17 protein-coding genes are annotated in these 15660 nt (G+C 47.5%); 8 read left to right on the plus strand and 9 right to left on the minus strand.

The window, feature by feature from the left end; all coding sequences use genetic code 11:
* Window positions 1-261: 261 nt before the first annotated feature.
* The gene (cdd, locus tag DXT99_RS05150; RefSeq protein WP_115564469.1) at window positions 262-744 is read right to left on the minus strand and encodes a cytidine deaminase; all 483 of its coding nucleotides are present in this window, start codon (window positions 742-744) and stop codon (window positions 262-264) included.
* A gap of 127 nt (window positions 745-871) precedes the next feature.
* Between cdd and DXT99_RS05155 the strand changes: the two genes are divergently transcribed.
* Window positions 872-2218, plus strand: coding sequence for a saccharopine dehydrogenase family protein (locus tag DXT99_RS05155; protein ID WP_115564470.1), 1347 nt, complete (start codon window positions 872-874; stop codon window positions 2216-2218).
* Between the two features lie 96 nt (window positions 2219-2314).
* On the opposite strand, the gene DXT99_RS05160 is transcribed toward DXT99_RS05155, so the two are convergent.
* The 6 genes from DXT99_RS05160 to aroQ all read right to left on the minus strand — a co-directional run bounded on the left by DXT99_RS05160 (window position 2315) and on the right by aroQ (window position 6371).
* Complete coding sequence (locus DXT99_RS05160; protein ID WP_115564471.1) at window positions 2315-3031, minus strand: tRNA1(Val) (adenine(37)-N6)-methyltransferase; 717 nt, start codon at window positions 3029-3031, stop codon at window positions 2315-2317.
* Window positions 3032-3153: 122 nt separating this feature from the next.
* Window positions 3154-3618: a ribonuclease HI gene (gene rnhA / locus DXT99_RS05165; protein ID WP_181885036.1), complete on the minus strand. Its 465-nt coding sequence runs from the start codon at window positions 3616-3618 to the stop codon at window positions 3154-3156.
* Between the two features lie 43 nt (window positions 3619-3661).
* Complete coding sequence (locus tag DXT99_RS05170) at window positions 3662-4027, minus strand: four helix bundle protein (protein ID WP_115564473.1); 366 nt, start codon at window positions 4025-4027, stop codon at window positions 3662-3664.
* Between the two features lie 45 nt (window positions 4028-4072).
* Window positions 4073-4684 (minus strand): MarC family protein, encoded by a 612-nt coding sequence (locus DXT99_RS05175; protein WP_246000447.1) that lies wholly within the window; start codon window positions 4682-4684, stop codon window positions 4073-4075.
* Between the two features lie 87 nt (window positions 4685-4771).
* A complete protein-coding gene (locus tag DXT99_RS05180) occupies window positions 4772-5833 on the minus strand; it encodes an aminotransferase class V-fold PLP-dependent enzyme (protein WP_115564475.1) in 1062 nt (353 codons plus the stop codon).
* 85 nt (window positions 5834-5918) lie between these two features.
* Window positions 5919-6371, minus strand: coding sequence for a type II 3-dehydroquinate dehydratase (gene aroQ / locus DXT99_RS05185; RefSeq protein ID WP_115564476.1), 453 nt, complete (start codon window positions 6369-6371; stop codon window positions 5919-5921).
* Window positions 6372-6546: 175 nt separating this feature from the next.
* Between aroQ and xerD the strand changes: the two genes are divergently transcribed.
* The 5 genes from xerD to DXT99_RS05210 all read left to right on the plus strand — a co-directional run bounded on the left by xerD (window position 6547) and on the right by DXT99_RS05210 (window position 12926).
* Entirely contained in the window at window positions 6547-7446 is a 900-nt protein-coding gene (xerD, locus tag DXT99_RS05190) for a site-specific tyrosine recombinase XerD (protein ID WP_115564477.1), read from the plus strand.
* Between the two features lie 167 nt (window positions 7447-7613).
* Window positions 7614-8432 (plus strand): hypothetical protein, encoded by an 819-nt coding sequence (locus tag DXT99_RS05195; RefSeq protein ID WP_147294169.1) that lies wholly within the window; start codon window positions 7614-7616, stop codon window positions 8430-8432.
* A gap of 103 nt (window positions 8433-8535) precedes the next feature.
* Window positions 8536-9567 (plus strand): quinone-dependent dihydroorotate dehydrogenase, encoded by a 1032-nt coding sequence (locus DXT99_RS05200; protein ID WP_115564479.1) that lies wholly within the window; start codon window positions 8536-8538, stop codon window positions 9565-9567.
* Window positions 9568-9642: 75 nt separating this feature from the next.
* On the plus strand, window positions 9643-12258 hold the full coding sequence (locus DXT99_RS05205) for an FtsK/SpoIIIE family DNA translocase (RefSeq protein WP_115564480.1): 2616 nt from the start codon (window positions 9643-9645) through the stop codon (window positions 12256-12258).
* Window positions 12259-12281: 23 nt separating this feature from the next.
* Window positions 12282-12926 carry a LolA family protein gene (locus DXT99_RS05210; RefSeq protein ID WP_115564481.1) on the plus strand — a complete coding sequence of 215 codons (645 nt, stop codon included), beginning with the start codon at window positions 12282-12284 and terminating at the stop codon, window positions 12924-12926.
* Window positions 12927-13001: 75 nt separating this feature from the next.
* Here DXT99_RS05210 and DXT99_RS05215 read toward each other — a convergent pair whose 3' ends face one another.
* Together DXT99_RS05215 and DXT99_RS05220 are read right to left on the minus strand one after the other, a co-directional pair.
* The gene (locus tag DXT99_RS05215; protein ID WP_115564482.1) at window positions 13002-13394 is read right to left on the minus strand and encodes a hypothetical protein; all 393 of its coding nucleotides are present in this window, start codon (window positions 13392-13394) and stop codon (window positions 13002-13004) included.
* Between the two features lie 199 nt (window positions 13395-13593).
* Window positions 13594-13986, minus strand: a complete 393-nt coding sequence (locus DXT99_RS05220) for a hypothetical protein (RefSeq protein WP_147294171.1) — start codon at window positions 13984-13986, stop codon at window positions 13594-13596.
* A gap of 126 nt (window positions 13987-14112) precedes the next feature.
* Here DXT99_RS05220 and pyrF point away from each other — a divergent pair, with 126 nt between their 5' ends.
* Together pyrF and DXT99_RS05230 are read left to right on the plus strand one after the other, a co-directional pair.
* Window positions 14113-14943, plus strand: coding sequence for an orotidine-5'-phosphate decarboxylase (gene pyrF, locus DXT99_RS05225; protein WP_115564484.1), 831 nt, complete (start codon window positions 14113-14115; stop codon window positions 14941-14943).
* Window positions 14944-15174: 231 nt separating this feature from the next.
* The gene (locus DXT99_RS05230; protein ID WP_115564485.1) at window positions 15175-15642 is read left to right on the plus strand and encodes a YehS family protein; all 468 of its coding nucleotides are present in this window, start codon (window positions 15175-15177) and stop codon (window positions 15640-15642) included.
* The last annotated feature ends 18 nt before the right edge of the window (window positions 15643-15660 follow it).

Here is a 15660-nt window from a genome sequence, read left to right on the forward strand (position 1 = left end):
CCTGGTCTTGCTGAGCTCTACAGCCATCACCTTGAATTCTTTGTCGAACTTTCTTCTCTCTTGTGACATAGTGTTAAGTTATAGGTTTTTCGCTTAATCGAACTTTCTTCTCTCTTGTGACATAGTGTTAAGTTATAGGTTTTTCGCTTAACTATATGTCCACTCAAATGTAGCAGCTCCACTACCTCTCTACCTCTCTACCTCTCTACCTCTCTACCTCTCTACCTCTCTACCTCTCTACCTCTCTACCTCTCTAACTCTCTACAGGCTGTCTTTGGTAAACTGAAAAGGAAGCAAATCGACCACGCGCTGAAAGCGGTAATATTTACCATCGGCCGCCTGTAGCAGCACCGGTATATCCTGCTGTTGCTTATACTCGTATTCTCCCATTACCTGACGGCAGGCGCCGCAGGGCATTGCTGGCATAAATGCTGTATCGCTTCTGCGGCGGGCAGTTACGGCTAACAGCTTTATCTTTTTGTTTGGATAATGGGCACTCAGGGCGAACAGTGCCGTGCGTTCTGCACAAAGTCCGGAGGGGTAAGCAGCATTTTCCTGATTGCTGCCCTTAAACATGGTGCCATCTTCTAACAGCAGGGCAGCTCCAACTAAGAAGTTAGAGTAAGGGGCATAGGCATCATTAGCAGCTTCCTGCGCCAGTTGCATAGCCTGCCACTCCTGTTCAGTCAGTTCTGATGGCTCAAGTACGTCTACACTAATATTTATATCAAGTTTACTTGCCATTTCGTCAGGAGTAGGTCAAAAATTAGAAAAGGGCTATAAATTTAAGTTAATTATCTGACAAAACCATCTATAGCATTTGCCTTACAGGCACGAATGCCTAAATTAAACCAGAACCACACCTATTACTATGAAAAGGATTCTCCTACTCGGTGCCGGTCGATCGGCGGCTTCTCTTATACAGTACCTATGTGATAATGCTACTGCAGAAAGTTGGCGCATCAGAATTGGCGATATTTCAGTTGGCCACCTGCAGCCCCTGATGGAAGCTGTTACTTGTGTAGACCTTTTAAACTTTGATGTGCACAACGAGCGGCAGCGTGCGGAGGAAGTGCAACAGGCCGACCTGGTCATTTCCCTCTTGCCAGCGGCCTTTCACATACTTGTAGCGCAGGAATGCCTGAAACAAAATAAAAACCTCATTACAGCCAGCTATGTAACTCCTGCTTTCAAAGCATTGCACCAGGAGGCAGAGGAGAAAAACCTGACTATTCTGATGGAGTCCGGCCTGGACCCAGGTATTGACCATATGTCGGCGATGGCGGTGATACATCGCCTAAAAGATGCTGGCGGCAAAATCACCTCCTTCAAGTCTTTTACCGGTGGATTGGTAGCGCCAGAATCTGATAACAATCCGTGGCGATACAAATTTACTTGGAACCCGCGCAATGTGGTGCTGGCAGGGCAGGGCACCGCAAAGTACATCAAGAACGGAACTTACAAGTTTATCCCGTACCACCAGTTGTTCAAGCGCACCGATGAATTCTTTGTGGAAGGCTACGGGCAATTTGAAGGATATGCTAACCGGGATTCCTTAAGCTACCGTGAACCCTATGGTCTTGCTGACATCCCAACAATGCTGCGCGGCACACTGCGCCGCCCGGGCTATTGTGCCGCCTGGGACGTGTTTGTGCAACTGGGCTTAACAGACGACAGCTACACACTGGAAGGCACAGAGAACATGACCCACTGTAGCTTTATAGAAGCCTTTCTGCCTCCTGCCACTACGCAAGGCCAAAGCATAACCGAGCGTCTGGCGGCTTATACAGGTATTCCGGCTGATGGAACTATAATGGAGAAAATAGTTTGGCTGGGGCTGTTCGAGGAGAAATCAATAGAACTAACCGGAGCCACACCAGCGCAGGTGCTGGAGAAAATTCTTAAAGAAAAATGGACACTGGCGCCAGGCGACAAGGATATGATTGTGATGCAGCACCTGTTCGAGTATGAGCAGGAAGGGGAGAAGCGCGAAATTACCTCCACCTTAGTAGCAACCGGCGATGATGAAACACACACAGCCATGGCCAAAACAGTAGGTTTGCCAGTAGGCATATTAGCTAAACTGCTGTTACAGGGCAAAATAAACCAGCGCGGCGTAGTCATTCCTATCTATCCAGAGTTGTACAAGCCCGTGCTCGAGGAGCTGAAGCAGTTTGGAGTTGACTTTGTGGAGAAAGAGCGTGTGTTGCAGGAATAGGTGTACAAACACCTGCTTGCTCCTGATTAGCTGCTGCTACAAAGACCTCGCAGCGTGCGCAGCTCCTGCGAGCGTCTGCACCAATAGCCGTAGCCACTATAACTGCAGGTAGTACTCCCGCAGCAGTGTAGCAAATTCAGCTGTATAGGTTACCTTATCTTCCTCCCGAATAAAAAACTGTTTTGTAGCAGGAGCCTCGGGAGCAGAAACAGTATAGGTCTGGATATGCCGTATGCACTTACCGCCCCTATACGTGAAAACTTCTATCGTTTCTGCTAATTTAAAACCATGTGCCAGCGCTAATTTTCTAAACAAAGTCGCCTCGGCAGGAGGAAGAAGCAGGTACAGTTTTCCATTTTGGTTAAGATGCTGTTGTGCAAAAAGGAGTATATCATCAAACAACAGCTCTCCCGCATGCTTGGCGGTATTTCTGACGGCATCAGGAGACTTGAGGGAGGAGAGAAAGAAAGGCGGGTTTGACAGGATGATATCATAGGGCACCTGACAACTCTCCGCATACTTTTGCAGCGATACGGGATGCAGGTGAAGCCGCTCCCTCCACGGGCTTGAGGAAAAGTTTTCTGCTGCCTGTACCTGTGCCTCCTGGTTTATTTCCACCGCGTCTATAGTAGCTTTGGTCCGTTGCGCCACCATAAGCGAGAGCAATCCTGTGCCTGCCCCAATATCCAGCACCCGCTGTGCATCTGCTACTTCTACAGCAGCCCCAAATACGCAGGAATCAGTGCACACTTTCATCGCGCACTTGTCCTGCTCTACCCGGAACTGCTTAAACTGGAAGTAGGTGTTAGGCATGTATCTAATTTTGAATAATTGAATAACGGAATGATTGAATGAAATTAGTGGAATATGCATGTGGACTCAGCGTGCTGCCTCCCCGCATATTCAGTTAATCAACAGTTATTCAAAATTTACACTCAGCTCGGCTGCGAAGCACCGGACTCAAAGCCCTCATCGATGAGGAGGTTAGGTGAAAGGGCACTGGCTACCGCCAGTTCATCGCAGCGTTCATTTTCAGGATGGCCGGCGTGACCTTTTACCCAGACAAACTTTACGTTGTGCTTTGGATATATTCGTAGGAAGCGTGCCCACAGGTCAGCATTTGCTTTGCCTTTAAAACCTTTTTTCTGCCAGCCAAACACCCACCGTTTCTCCACCGCGTCCACCACATATTTAGAGTCGGAGTAAACGGTAACAGGCATGCCTGGTTTGGTAATAGCCTCTAGCCCCGCAATCACAGCCAGCAATTCCATGCGGTTATTGGTCGTTTTGCGGAAGCCCTGGCTTATTTCTTTTACATGCTGCTTCCAACGCAGTATTGTGCCATAGCCTCCAGGGCCAGGGTTCCCACGTGAAGCTCCATCTGTAAACAGTTCTATCATGGTTAAAGTAATTTTGAATAACTGAATTTTGAATGACTGAATATTACTTGGTAGTGTTCTTTCTGGCTTTCGCCATCACAGATAATATTTCAGATGATTCTTTCATCAGTGGGTTAACTACGGTATGAATGGTGGTGCCTGACTCCTCCAGTAACTCCAGGCAGAAGAGCGTTTCATCTGCTTCTTCAATCACAATACTGATTTTTGAGTGAAATTCGGCGGATGATCTGGCGCGGCATGCGGCTCTGTAATTAGAAGCAACGGAGGTGGCAGATCTCAGTAGCTGTCGCTTCATTATAACAACTTCTTCTGATTTAGGAAGTGTTTTAGAAAAATGAATCACATCTATAGCTAATCTTTTTGTCCGCTTCTGAAACTGCTCTATAAATTCTTTTCTGTCTAAGTTCATTCTATTCAGTTATTCAAAAGTCAGTTATTCAAAATTAGCTATTAACTAAAGATTGGTTTTAAAAAGCTTGATGGCGATAGCCAGCAGAATGACGCCGAATATCTTGCGGAGCACGTTGGCACCATCTTTTCCTAGCTTTTGCTCTATCCAGGCCGATGACTTCAGCACTATAAACACAAATGACAGATTCAAAACAATGCCGACGAGCACATTCGGGAGGGAGTAAGCGGCGCGTAACGAGAGGAGCGTGGTCATAGTGCCTGCACCTACAATCAACGGAAACGCCAGCGGCACGATGGAGCCTGTTCTGACTTCAGGATCAGTATGAAAAAAGTCTTTTCCCAATATCATTTCCAGACCAATCAGGAAAATAATAATGGCACCTGCCATAGCAAAGGATTGAAAGTCGATGCCAAACAAGCTTAGGATAGACTGGCCCAGAAAAAGAAACGCAATCATCAGGATTCCGGAAACAATCGTTGCTTTACCGGATTCAATCTTGCCTTCCCGTTTGCGGAGGTCAATGATGATGGGAATAGAACCGATAATGTCGATGACAGCAAAGAGCGTGAGCGTAACAGAGGCTATCTCTTTGAAGCTGAAAAGGGTATTTAGATAATTCACTTTCTGGTATATGCGGATCTGCGTGTGCCTCAAAAAGCATGGATAATATGCGGATAGCATCCAACCTTTATCTTTTGCCGGGAGCGCTTGTTTGGTTTTTAAGCCGCAAAGGTAGCAGACTTATGCGTAATAGTGCAGGAAAAAGCGCTTCAGTTCCTCGTATTCTTCATCAGTGATGGCAGGGAAGTTTGCAATGCGGAAGGTATTACGTGCCCAGGGACCATAGCCGTTGCCAAGGCGTATGTTGTGGTGCAGCGCCCGCTTCTTAATATCGTCTACCAGTTTTTCGCTTGCCTGCAGCGCCAGAACCGTTTTAGAGCGCACTTCCTCGTTCTCTACCAGCAGCTTAAAATCAGTGAACTGCCCGAAGAAATTATACAGGCTCTGTGCCCGTGCTGTTAGCTCTAAATCGATCGTTTTGATGAAGGGGCGGTCTTCCAGCACACGTTTTAGGAGGTAAATGTTGATGACATTGGGCGTGTGTGTGGTCTGGTAGTTCAGCATCTTTTCATACATCGACACCAGACTGTTATAGTGATTCTTTTCACCTATCTGTTTTGCCCGGAAAATGGCACGAGGCGAACAAGCCATCACGGCCAGTCCGGCTGGCAGTCCGAAGTTCTTTTGTACAGAGGAAAACCAGATATCAGCCTTGATCATTTTCAGGTTCAGCCCGGCCATAGAAGACGTCGCGTCCACGGCAATCAGTGTGTCGCGGAATCGGTTGTGCAGGTTCAGGATGCAGGCAGGCGACACCTGTGTGCCGTTAGAGGTTTCGTTATGAGTGAAGCAGATGAGTTCTGTGTCCTTACTGATTTCCAACTCGCTCACCGGCATCGGGCTGTTCAAATCAAACTGAAAGCCCTCTGATTTAGGGCGAAGCTTCTGCGCATACTGGCACCACTTCTCGCCAAATGAACCATTATAAATGTGGTAGCTCTTGTGCTTGGTAAGGCTCTGAATAAGCACCTCCCAGCACTCTGTAGCCGACGATGTGAAGAAGATATAGTAGTCCTGCGGAATGTTGAGCCGGCGCTTTATGGAGCCCACCACCGCACGTGATAGCTGCACGAACTGCTCTCCTCTATGCGGGGTGCTCAGTATACCCTCATCATACGCATCTACAAGGTAGTTGCGTACGTCAGGGTATAGTTTAGACGGTCCGGGATAGAAGTTGAGCATGGGTGTAATAATACAGAAAATATAGTATATATACTATATAATAACAATTTTATAATAGACGAATATATAACGACACTTGTTACGGTTACTTTATACCAAATCCAATTTGTTTTGGCTTTAAGCGCTCAAAGTACTGGAGGGCAAGTCGATAGCTTTCCAAGCCAAAACCTGCTATCACACCGGTGCAGTAGGCGGCTAGCATGCTTTTGTGGCGGAAGGCCTCACGCGCGTATACATTGGAGATATGCACCTCGACCACCGGTGTCTCAATAGCTTTGATGGCATCAGAAATAGCTACTGAAGTATGCGTATAAGCACCAGCGTTAAATATAATTCCTTTATAATCGCCGAATCCTACTTCATGCAGTTTGTCAATGAGTGTGCCTTCAGTGTTCGACTGAAAATAGGAGAGTTCCAGTGCCGGGAATGCCTCTTTCAGCTCTTCAAAGTAATCTTCGAAGGATCGGCTGCCATAAACGGATTTTTCACGGGTACCTAACAGGTTGAGGTTAGGGCCATTGAGGATGATGATCTTCATAGTCTGGTCTTTTATGCGTTCTTGCAAATTTCCGAGGATACAAAGGTACAGATTAACTATCTTTGCTAGGGAAAATTGTTTGGTTGTTGGATAGTTAAATTGTTCTTTGTTGATTTAAATTATTGTGGACGCCACTCTCTAACTTTCTAACTTTTTAACTCTCTAACTAACAAAAGTGAACTGGCCCATCTGTATTAAACAATTCGAAGAGTACCTGAAGCTGGAGAAGTCGCTTTCGGGCCATTCCGTAGAGGCCTATCGCCGCGACATCCGAAAGCTAACGGAATTCCTGGATATAAAAATGCTACAGGTGGCTCCCGAGAACATTACACCTGCCATACTCCGTGACTTTCTGGAGTGGATAGGAGAGTTGGGTATGACGGCACATTCACAGGCCCGCACTTTGTCCGGCATTCGGGCCTTCTATAAGTTTCTGATTATGGAGGATATGGTGCATGCCGACCCGACAGATACCATAGAGGCTCCGGAATTATCCCGCAAACTACCTGACACCTTGCACTTTCACGAGATAGAGCAGCTGCTGAATGCTATTGACCTCTCCACGCCCGAAGGTACCCGTAACCGCGCCATGCTGGAGACGCTGTATTCCTCCGGGCTGCGTGTTTCTGAATTGCTCGACCTGAAGATCAGCCACCTGTACGAGGACATGGGCTTTCTGAAAGTGGCAGGTAAAGGAGACAAAGAGCGCCTGGTGCCGGTTGGCCGCGATGCGCTAAAGCATATCAAGCTGTACCGCGAGGGCATACGCTGCCACCTGACCATCAAAAAAGGGCATGAAGACATCCTGTTCCTCAACCGCCGCGGAGCCAGAATGACACGCGTGATGGTGTTCACCATCATCAAGGATTTAACTGCCAAAGCCGGTATTCAGAAAACAGTAAGCCCCCACACATTCCGCCACTCCTTCGCCACGCACCTCATAGAAGGCGGTGCCGACCTGCGCGCCGTCCAGGAGATGCTGGGCCACGAGTCCATCACCACCACCGAAATTTACACCCACCTCGACCGCGATTACCTGAAGCAGGTGATCAAGGATTACCATCCAAGAAGCTAGTTTATTCCAAAGACCTCGCAGCGTGCGCAGCTCCTGCGAGCGTCTGGTATTTCAGCGTTAGGCCGCTCTTACTTGAAGACAATTCGTTAGTTGGTAAGCCTGCCGCTTTTACAATCAAGATGTAAACTTCAAGTGCCTTATAGATTTCAAATTAGGTTTATTCTTTTATGAAACAGTTTTTACTCGTCTGTCTTTGTGTATTCATACTATGTGGTTGTGAAAAAAAATCAGAAACAACAGAACCTCTAACTGGTGCTTATGCTGCAAGCTATATGGTTAACTTCAATTATAAATATCCTGTGCCATCAGAAGGTTATACACTAGAATACAACAATGGTAAAGTAAGCAAAAGAACAGGTGGCTACCGATGTATTCTAGCCATTTCATGCCAAAATGATAACGATATATTTGATGACCGTCAAGTGTTTTATGACGTTGCTTACAAGGGAAACACTGTGAAAATAACTACAAGAAGTCCCGAAGGGTGGAGTTGGTTAAAACAAGAATGGCTGTTTCAGATGCATCACTCAAATCAGATAGAATATCTTATTTATAAAGCTGAGAATCGTGTAATGTATGATTCGCTAGCTTATACTTACAACACAAGCGGGAAAATTAGTCAGATTTGGAGCTATGGCGTTTATAGAGATGATACGCAGGTAGAAGCGGTTGTGCAAACTGTAAAAGACTTCACTTTTAACGGGGCAGAAAATCTCGAGAAAGTTGAAACAAGGGTATTGTTAAGTGATGGGTTTGTAATTAGCTTGATTGTTGAAGAGTTCGGCAATTATGATACGGCAGTTAACCCACTGCAACATCTATTTATGTTTGAGGATACTTATTATAGAACCCTATCAAAGAACAACTTTAGGAAATACAGCATACATTATATTGATGCTATAACGGGAGCTAACACAGGCTTGAGCGGTAGAGAGTGGACTCTATACTACAATCAAAGCGGTATGCCACAGTTTGATAAACTGTGATATGCTCCAGGTTATTTGCACTAGATTTATCCTGTTCATCCTTACATACTAAAGCTGTCATCTTATATTTGCAGGAACCTATAACTCACATAACCCCGCTGCCGTGTACAAATCCCTCCTGCGCCCGCTCCTTTTCCAGTTCGATCCTGAGAATGTGCATTACCTGACAACAGGTGCCTTGCGTGTGTCGCTGAAGCTGCCTTACGCAAAAGAAACAACCAAAAACATGTTTCAGGTGCAGGACCCGCGGCTGGAGCGTGAATTGTTTGGCCTGAAGTTTCCGAACCCAGTGGGTTTGGCCGCTGGATTCGATAAGGATGCCATGCTGGTGGATGAAATGGGGGATTTGGGCTTTGGCTTTGTAGAGATTGGTACGCTCACGCCCAGACCGCAGTCCGGTAACGAAAGACCGCGCCTGTTCCGTCTGCCGAAAGACCAGGCCATCATCAACCGCATGGGTTTTAACAACAAGGGTGTGGATGCCGCTGTGGAACGGTTAAGAAAGCGCAAAAGCAACATCATTGTAGGTGGCAACATCGGCAAGAACAAAGCAACGCCGAACGACGAAGCGCTAAATGACTATATCTATTGCTTTAAGGCGCTGTATGATGTGGTGGATTACTTTGTGGTGAACGTAAGCTCGCCGAACACGCCGGACCTGCGGGCGCTGCAGGACAAAGAACCCCTGAAGAGGCTGCTATTGGCGGTGCAGGAGCAAAACACCAAAATGCCAAAGCCAAAACCGTTGCTGTTGAAAATAGCGCCGGATTTGAATATGGCACAGCTCAATGACATCATAGAGATTGCCGTGGAGGCGAAACTAAGCGGTATCATCGCCACAAACACGACAGTTAGCCGCAAGGGATTGAAAACACCGGAGCAACGGGTAACGGAAATGGGCATGGGAGGCCTGAGCGGTAAACCGCTGCGGCAGCACGCCACGCAGATCATCCGGCACCTGCGCACTTTCCTGCCGCAAGAAATCCGCATCATTGGCGTGGGGGGCATCATGACAGCGGACGATGCAGTGGAAAAGCTGCAGGCAGGAGCAGACCTGGTGCAGCTGTATACCGGCTTTATCTATGAAGGCCCGGCTTTGATAAGTAAAATCAATAAGAAGCTGCTCGCCAGATAATTTACAATGCCTCCAGATTTACACACGCAATGATGCGAAAAATTGTAAATTTGGAAATCAACTTTAGTCAAGGGTATGGCCAAGAACACTTACAGAGAAGATACGCTGCAAGCAGCGCGGAAGAATGAGGTGCGGGGTAAGAATGAGCCACGCGGAGCGAATGTGCCGAAAGGAGCAAAGCCGAAGAAAGAAAAGCGGAACTGGTCGTTCAAGCTGCCCACGATGCCCAGTTTCAGGATTGGGTTTCTGCATGACCCACGTTTAAAGCTGGCCGTTGGCTTTACTTTTCTGCTGTTTTCTTTTTTCCTGACGATTGCTTTAGTCTCTTACCTCTTTACGGGTAATGCTGACCAGAGCGTGGTGGAAACCGTGAACGGTACTGGATTGAAAGAGTCAGGGCAGGAAGCGGAAAACTGGCTGGGTTTGTTCGGAGCCTGGCTGTCGCACATTTTTATATATGATTGGGTAGGCCTTGGTGCCTTCTTCTTTATACCTGTTCTCTTTTTTGCAGGCCTGGGCATTGTTTTTAAGGGCGTGAACATCTCCATGACATACGTGCTGGGGCTATGCAGTTTCTCCATGCTGTGGACCAGCCTGATGCTGGGCTATATCGTTTTCGCCGCTGATGCCATCGGTGAATTAGGTTTTCTGGGCGGTGGCATTGGCATTGAGGCAGCCATCTGGCTTAACAGCCTCATTGGCTGGGGTTCCTGGCTATTGCTGGGTTTCCTGTTGCTACTTTTCCTGGTGAGTTTCTTCAACATCACAAGCCTAAACTGGGGCACGAAATCAACTGCAGTGGCGGAGGATACGGATGCTGCCCCTGAAAGAAACCATGCCTCTTCTTTAGGCGATGTGCTGGGTACTGATACCCGTAGCATCAACCACAACGCCGACCCAACCGCTTCACTGGAAGTAGAGGAGGAGGAAGAGGTGCCTTTTGAAGAAGATGACGCTGATGAAATAGAACGTGCGCTGGAAATGGAGCTGAATTCCATTCCGCCAAAAAAAGAAACACCACCTGCTCCTGCCAAGCCAGCTGCACCTTCCCTTGAACTGGATATAGAGCCGAGTGAGGAGGTAGAACTGGAGGAGAGCTTTGCTGAGGTGCCAGCAGAAGACGAAATGCAGTTGCAGATTGCGGAAGCGCCTGAAGAGGAAGAAGTAGAAGTAATTGCCGGTGAAAACTATGACCCAACGCTGGACCTGGCCCGCTACCAATACCCACACATCGACCTGCTGACGGATTACGGCATCAACAAAATACAGGTAAGCAAGGAGGAACTGGAGGCAAACAAAGATAAGATTGTAGAGACGCTTGGGCACTACAACATTAGTATTGCCAGTATCAAAGCCACTATCGGTCCCACAGTCACCCTCTATGAAATTGTGCCGGATGCGGGGGTGCGCATTTCTAAAATCAAAAACCTAGAAGATGATATTGCCTTGAGCTTAGCGGCCTTGGGTATCCGTATCATTGCCCCGATTCCGGGTAAGGGTACGATTGGTATTGAAGTGCCGAACACGAAGAAGGAGATGGTATCCATCAAGTCTATTCTGGCCACCGAGAAGTTCATGAAAAGCGACATGGACCTGCCGATTGCCTTCGGCAAGACCATCACCAATGAAGTTTTTATTACCGATTTAGCGAAGATGCCGCACTTGCTTATGGCTGGTGCCACTGGTCAGGGTAAATCAGTTGGTCTGAACGCCATCCTGACTTCGCTGCTCTACAAGCGCCATCCATCGCAGCTTAAGTTTGTGTTGGTCGATCCGAAGAAGGTGGAATTATCCCTGTTCAACAAGATTGAGCGTCACTTCCTGGCCAAGCTACCAGACAGTGAAGAAGCCATCATCACCGACACTAAGAAGGTAGTGAACACGCTGAACTCGCTCTGTATGGAAATGGATATGCGCTACGACCTGCTGAAAGACGCCGGCTGCCGTAACCTGAAGGAGTATAACCGCAAGTTTGTGGAGCGCAAGCTGAACCCGAAGAAAGGTCACCGCTTTATGCCGTTCATTGTGCTGGTAATTGACGAGTTAGCCGACTTGATGATGACAGCGGGTAAAGAGGTGGAAACACCGATTGCACGTCTGGCGCAGCTGGCCCGAGCCATCGGTATACACCTGGTAGTAGCCACGCAGCGTCCGTCTGTGAACGTGATCACGGGTATCATCAAAGCGAACTTCCCGGCGCGTATCTCTTTTAAAGTAACTTCCAAAATAGACTCCCGCACCATTCTGGATGCCGGCGGTGCCGATCAGCTAATCGGCCAGGGGGATATGCTGTTCTCGATTGGGTCTGACATGATCCGTATCCAGTGTGCTTTTGTGGACACACCGGAAGTAGATCGCATCTGCGAATTTATCGGGAACCAGCAGGGGTATGATGATGCTTACCTGCTGCCGGAGTTTGTGGGCGACGAGAGCGGCAACGAGAAGGCTGACTTCGACCCGTCTAACCGTGATCCATTGTTTGAGGAAGCAGCCCGTATTATTGTGCAGCACCAGCAGGGAAGCACCTCGCTGCTGCAGCGCCGCCTGAAGCTGGGCTATAACCGCGCAGGCCGTTTGATTGACCAGTTAGAGTCAGCGGGTGTAGTCGGGTCGTTTGAGGGCAGCAAGGCCCGGGAAGTTTTGATTCCGGACGAATACAGTTTGGAACAGTTATTGAATACACTCGGGTAGAACTTTAAACGAGTACCTAAGACATGAAAAAATTACTATCGCTATTAGTTGTTGCCCTGTTGTTTGTTAACCTGGCACAGGCACAGCAAGACCCAAAGGCAAGCAAGATTCTGGATGCCATGAGTCAGAAATACAGAACGATGAAAGCTTTCAAAGCTGACTTCGCTCAGACACTGGAGAACTCCTCTGCCAAAGTAAAAGAAACAATGGAGGGTAACATTCTTGTGAGTGGCGAAAAGTACCGCTTGGGTGTAAGTGGGCAGGAAATTATCAATGATGGTAAGCTGATGTGGACTTTTCTGAAGGATGCGAACGAAGTAACCATCATGGAAAGTGACGAAGAAGCAGAGTCTATGTCGCCAAGCAAGATCTTCGACATGTATAAAAAAGGCTACAAGTACTCTTATGCCGGAACCGAAACAAAGGAAGGTGCCACGTACGATGTGATTGAGCTTGCGCCGGAAGACCGTAAGAACCCGATTTACAAAGTGCGTCTGTTCATCAACCAGAAAGACAAGAGCCTGAAGAGCTGGGAAATGTTCCGTAACAACGGCAGTCGCTATACTTATACTATCAAGAACTTCCAGTCAAATCCGACACTTGCCTCAGATGCTTTTATTTTCAACAAAGCGAAGTATAAGGGTGTTCAGGTGGTGGACTTGAGATAAATGAATGGCTTAATAAAGCAAAAGGGCTGCCCCGATAAGGAGCAGCCCTTTTGCTTTATTAAGCCATATCGTAGTTTATTGAACTACGATGGTATGCGTGACAAATTGATTGTTTTCACCTGACCAGAAACGAAATGTATATGTACCTGCCGTGGTAGGAGTAAAGAGGTAGCCTTCTGTCCGTGTAGTAATAACCTGCGCACAAGCCTGACCTATGTATTCTGCATGCACTGTGATGGTGTAGGTCATGCCACTAACCACTTCCTCAAAACGCTCGAACTGACCACACTCATTTCTGACTCTGAAAGTAACTTCAATCTCTGCGGTTTGCCCGACTGTCATATTATCAGGACCTTGTACCTGCGTCACTGGAACTGGTCCATCTACTATAGGTATAGCCTCATCATCATCGTCACAGGCTGTTATCACAAAAAATAAGAACAAAAATAGCCAACTCAACTTCTTCATAGCGATTTACATTTAAATGAAATGAATAGAAAAAAGGAACGGCCAATAACTACCCCCGCTAAAATTTATTAGAGCGATAGCCTTTAGGCTGTTACTATTGAGTGCCTATAATTTTGAACGAGGACGACAGCCAATGGTTTAGCAAGTTGAGGTGTGTGTTCCAGGTGCTGCTTATCAGAATGTTATTTTACCGGCGAGTCTATTGCACGAGGATGTTTTTTGTCAGATACTGGTCTTCGCCTGCCCAGAATTTAAATGTATAAGTGCCTGCTTCTTCAGGCTTGTAGGTATAGGTGACTTCGCGGGTAACGAAAGCTTGCGTGCAGAAGCCTTCCCGGTAATGAGGGTAAACCTTCACGGTAATGGTGTTCCCGTTTCTGGTGGCTTCGAAACTGCCAAACTCTCCGCAACCGTTATTCACCGAAAAGTAAACAGTCACTGTAACATTTTCTCCAACGGAGGCAGTTTCCGGCGCATCAACCTGCACTACAGGAGCAGGGTAAGCGTCCAGGGGCGAAACAGATTCTTCCTCTTTTGAGCAACTTAGAAGGACAAATCCTATCAGGGCAAATAGAATAGGTATAGTTTTCATCGGCATGTCTTTATATTAGGACCCTATTTGGGCAAAATTAGTTGCAAAGGCACGAAAGCAGAATTATTTTTTACGGCCTGCCGCAAATTCATACTTTTGTATGAACCTTAGCCTTATCCCAAGCCCATGACGAGAGAGCAGCTTTTCGAGCAGATTTTAAAGAAGAAATCCTACCTGTGCGTCGGCCTCGACACTGACCCTAAAAAACTGCCGCAGCACCTGCTGGATACGGAAGACCCCGTCTTTGAATTTAACCGCCAGATAATAGAGGCAACAGCTGATTTATGTGTGGCCTATAAACCAAACATTGCCTTTTATGAGGCACAGGGACCACAAGGTTGGGTTAGCCTGGAAAAAACACTACAGGTAATACCAGAAAACATATTCACAATTGCCGATGCGAAGCGCGGGGATATTGGCAATACATCTGAGCTTTATGCCCGCGCTTTTTTCGAAACGATGCAATTTGATTCCGTAACGGTGGCACCGTACATGGGAGCCGATTCGGTGAAGCCGTTTCTGGTGCAGGAAGGCAAGTGGGTGATTCTGCTGGCCCTCACCTCCAATGCCGGCAGTCAGGATTTCCAGATGCTGCGCCTCGAAGACGGAAACGAAGAATACCTGTTTGAGCAGGTGCTGCGCACTAGTGCCACCTGGGCCACTGCCGACCAGATGATGTATGTAATAGGCGCTACGCAAGCAGAGTATGTGCAGCGGGTACGAAAGCTGGTGCCAAACCACTTTCTATTGGTGCCGGGCGTAGGAGCACAGGGAGGCAGTTTAGAGGATATCTCCAGGTTAGGCATGAATCAGCAGTGCGGCCTGCTCGTGAACTCCGCACGGGGCATTATATACGCCTCCTCCGGGCGCGACTTTGCAGCGAAAGCCAGAGAGGCAGCCCTCGCCGTGCAACGCGAAATGGAGGTTTGCCTGGAGCAGTACGTGCGGCACGTATAAAATATTCCTGAACTTGATGTATCATGCAGTTGTCTAATTTGTACCTGCGGCCATAGCCTTGTTCAGGCTAATTAAAAATAAAGTTGGCTATCAGGGAGTTTCCGGTAAAGCAAATCCCTATCGCGCCGTTGCTGGTAGTTTTGGGTATAAGCTTGTGTTCTGGCTGGTAAAAACGTACAGAGAAATAATAAAATCAGGTTTATATAATACATTTAGAGAGATTCAGATAATATGACCAAAAACGATATCCTGCGCCGCATCCGCTATACCTTTGACTACAACGACTCCGAGATGATAGCGCTCTTTGCATCGGGTGGCAAACAGGTAACGCGTGCCGAGGTAAGTGATTGGCTGAAAAAGGAAGACGACCCGGAGAGCAAGGAGATAGATGATGAGCACCTGGCGGCATTCCTGAACGGGTTTATCAATGAGAAGCGCGGCAAAAAAGAAGGAGAGCAACCTGCGCCGGAGAAAAAGCTGAACAACAATATCATCCTGCGTAAGCTTAAAATTGCCCTTGACCTAAAGGACGAGGATATAATAAACATACTTGAGCGAGTGCGCTTCAGGCTTGGTAAAGCCGAACTGAGTGCTTTTTTCCGGAACCCAAGCCAGACCCAGTACCGCCCGCTAAAGGACCAGATTCTGCGCAACTTCCTTCATGGCATGCAGGAAGAGTACCATGGCAAAGAAAAGTGAAACAATTACTCTCCTAAA

The organism is Pontibacter diazotrophicus (assembly GCF_003367245.1).
GTDB lineage: Bacteria > Bacteroidota > Bacteroidia > Cytophagales > Hymenobacteraceae > Pontibacter > Pontibacter diazotrophicus.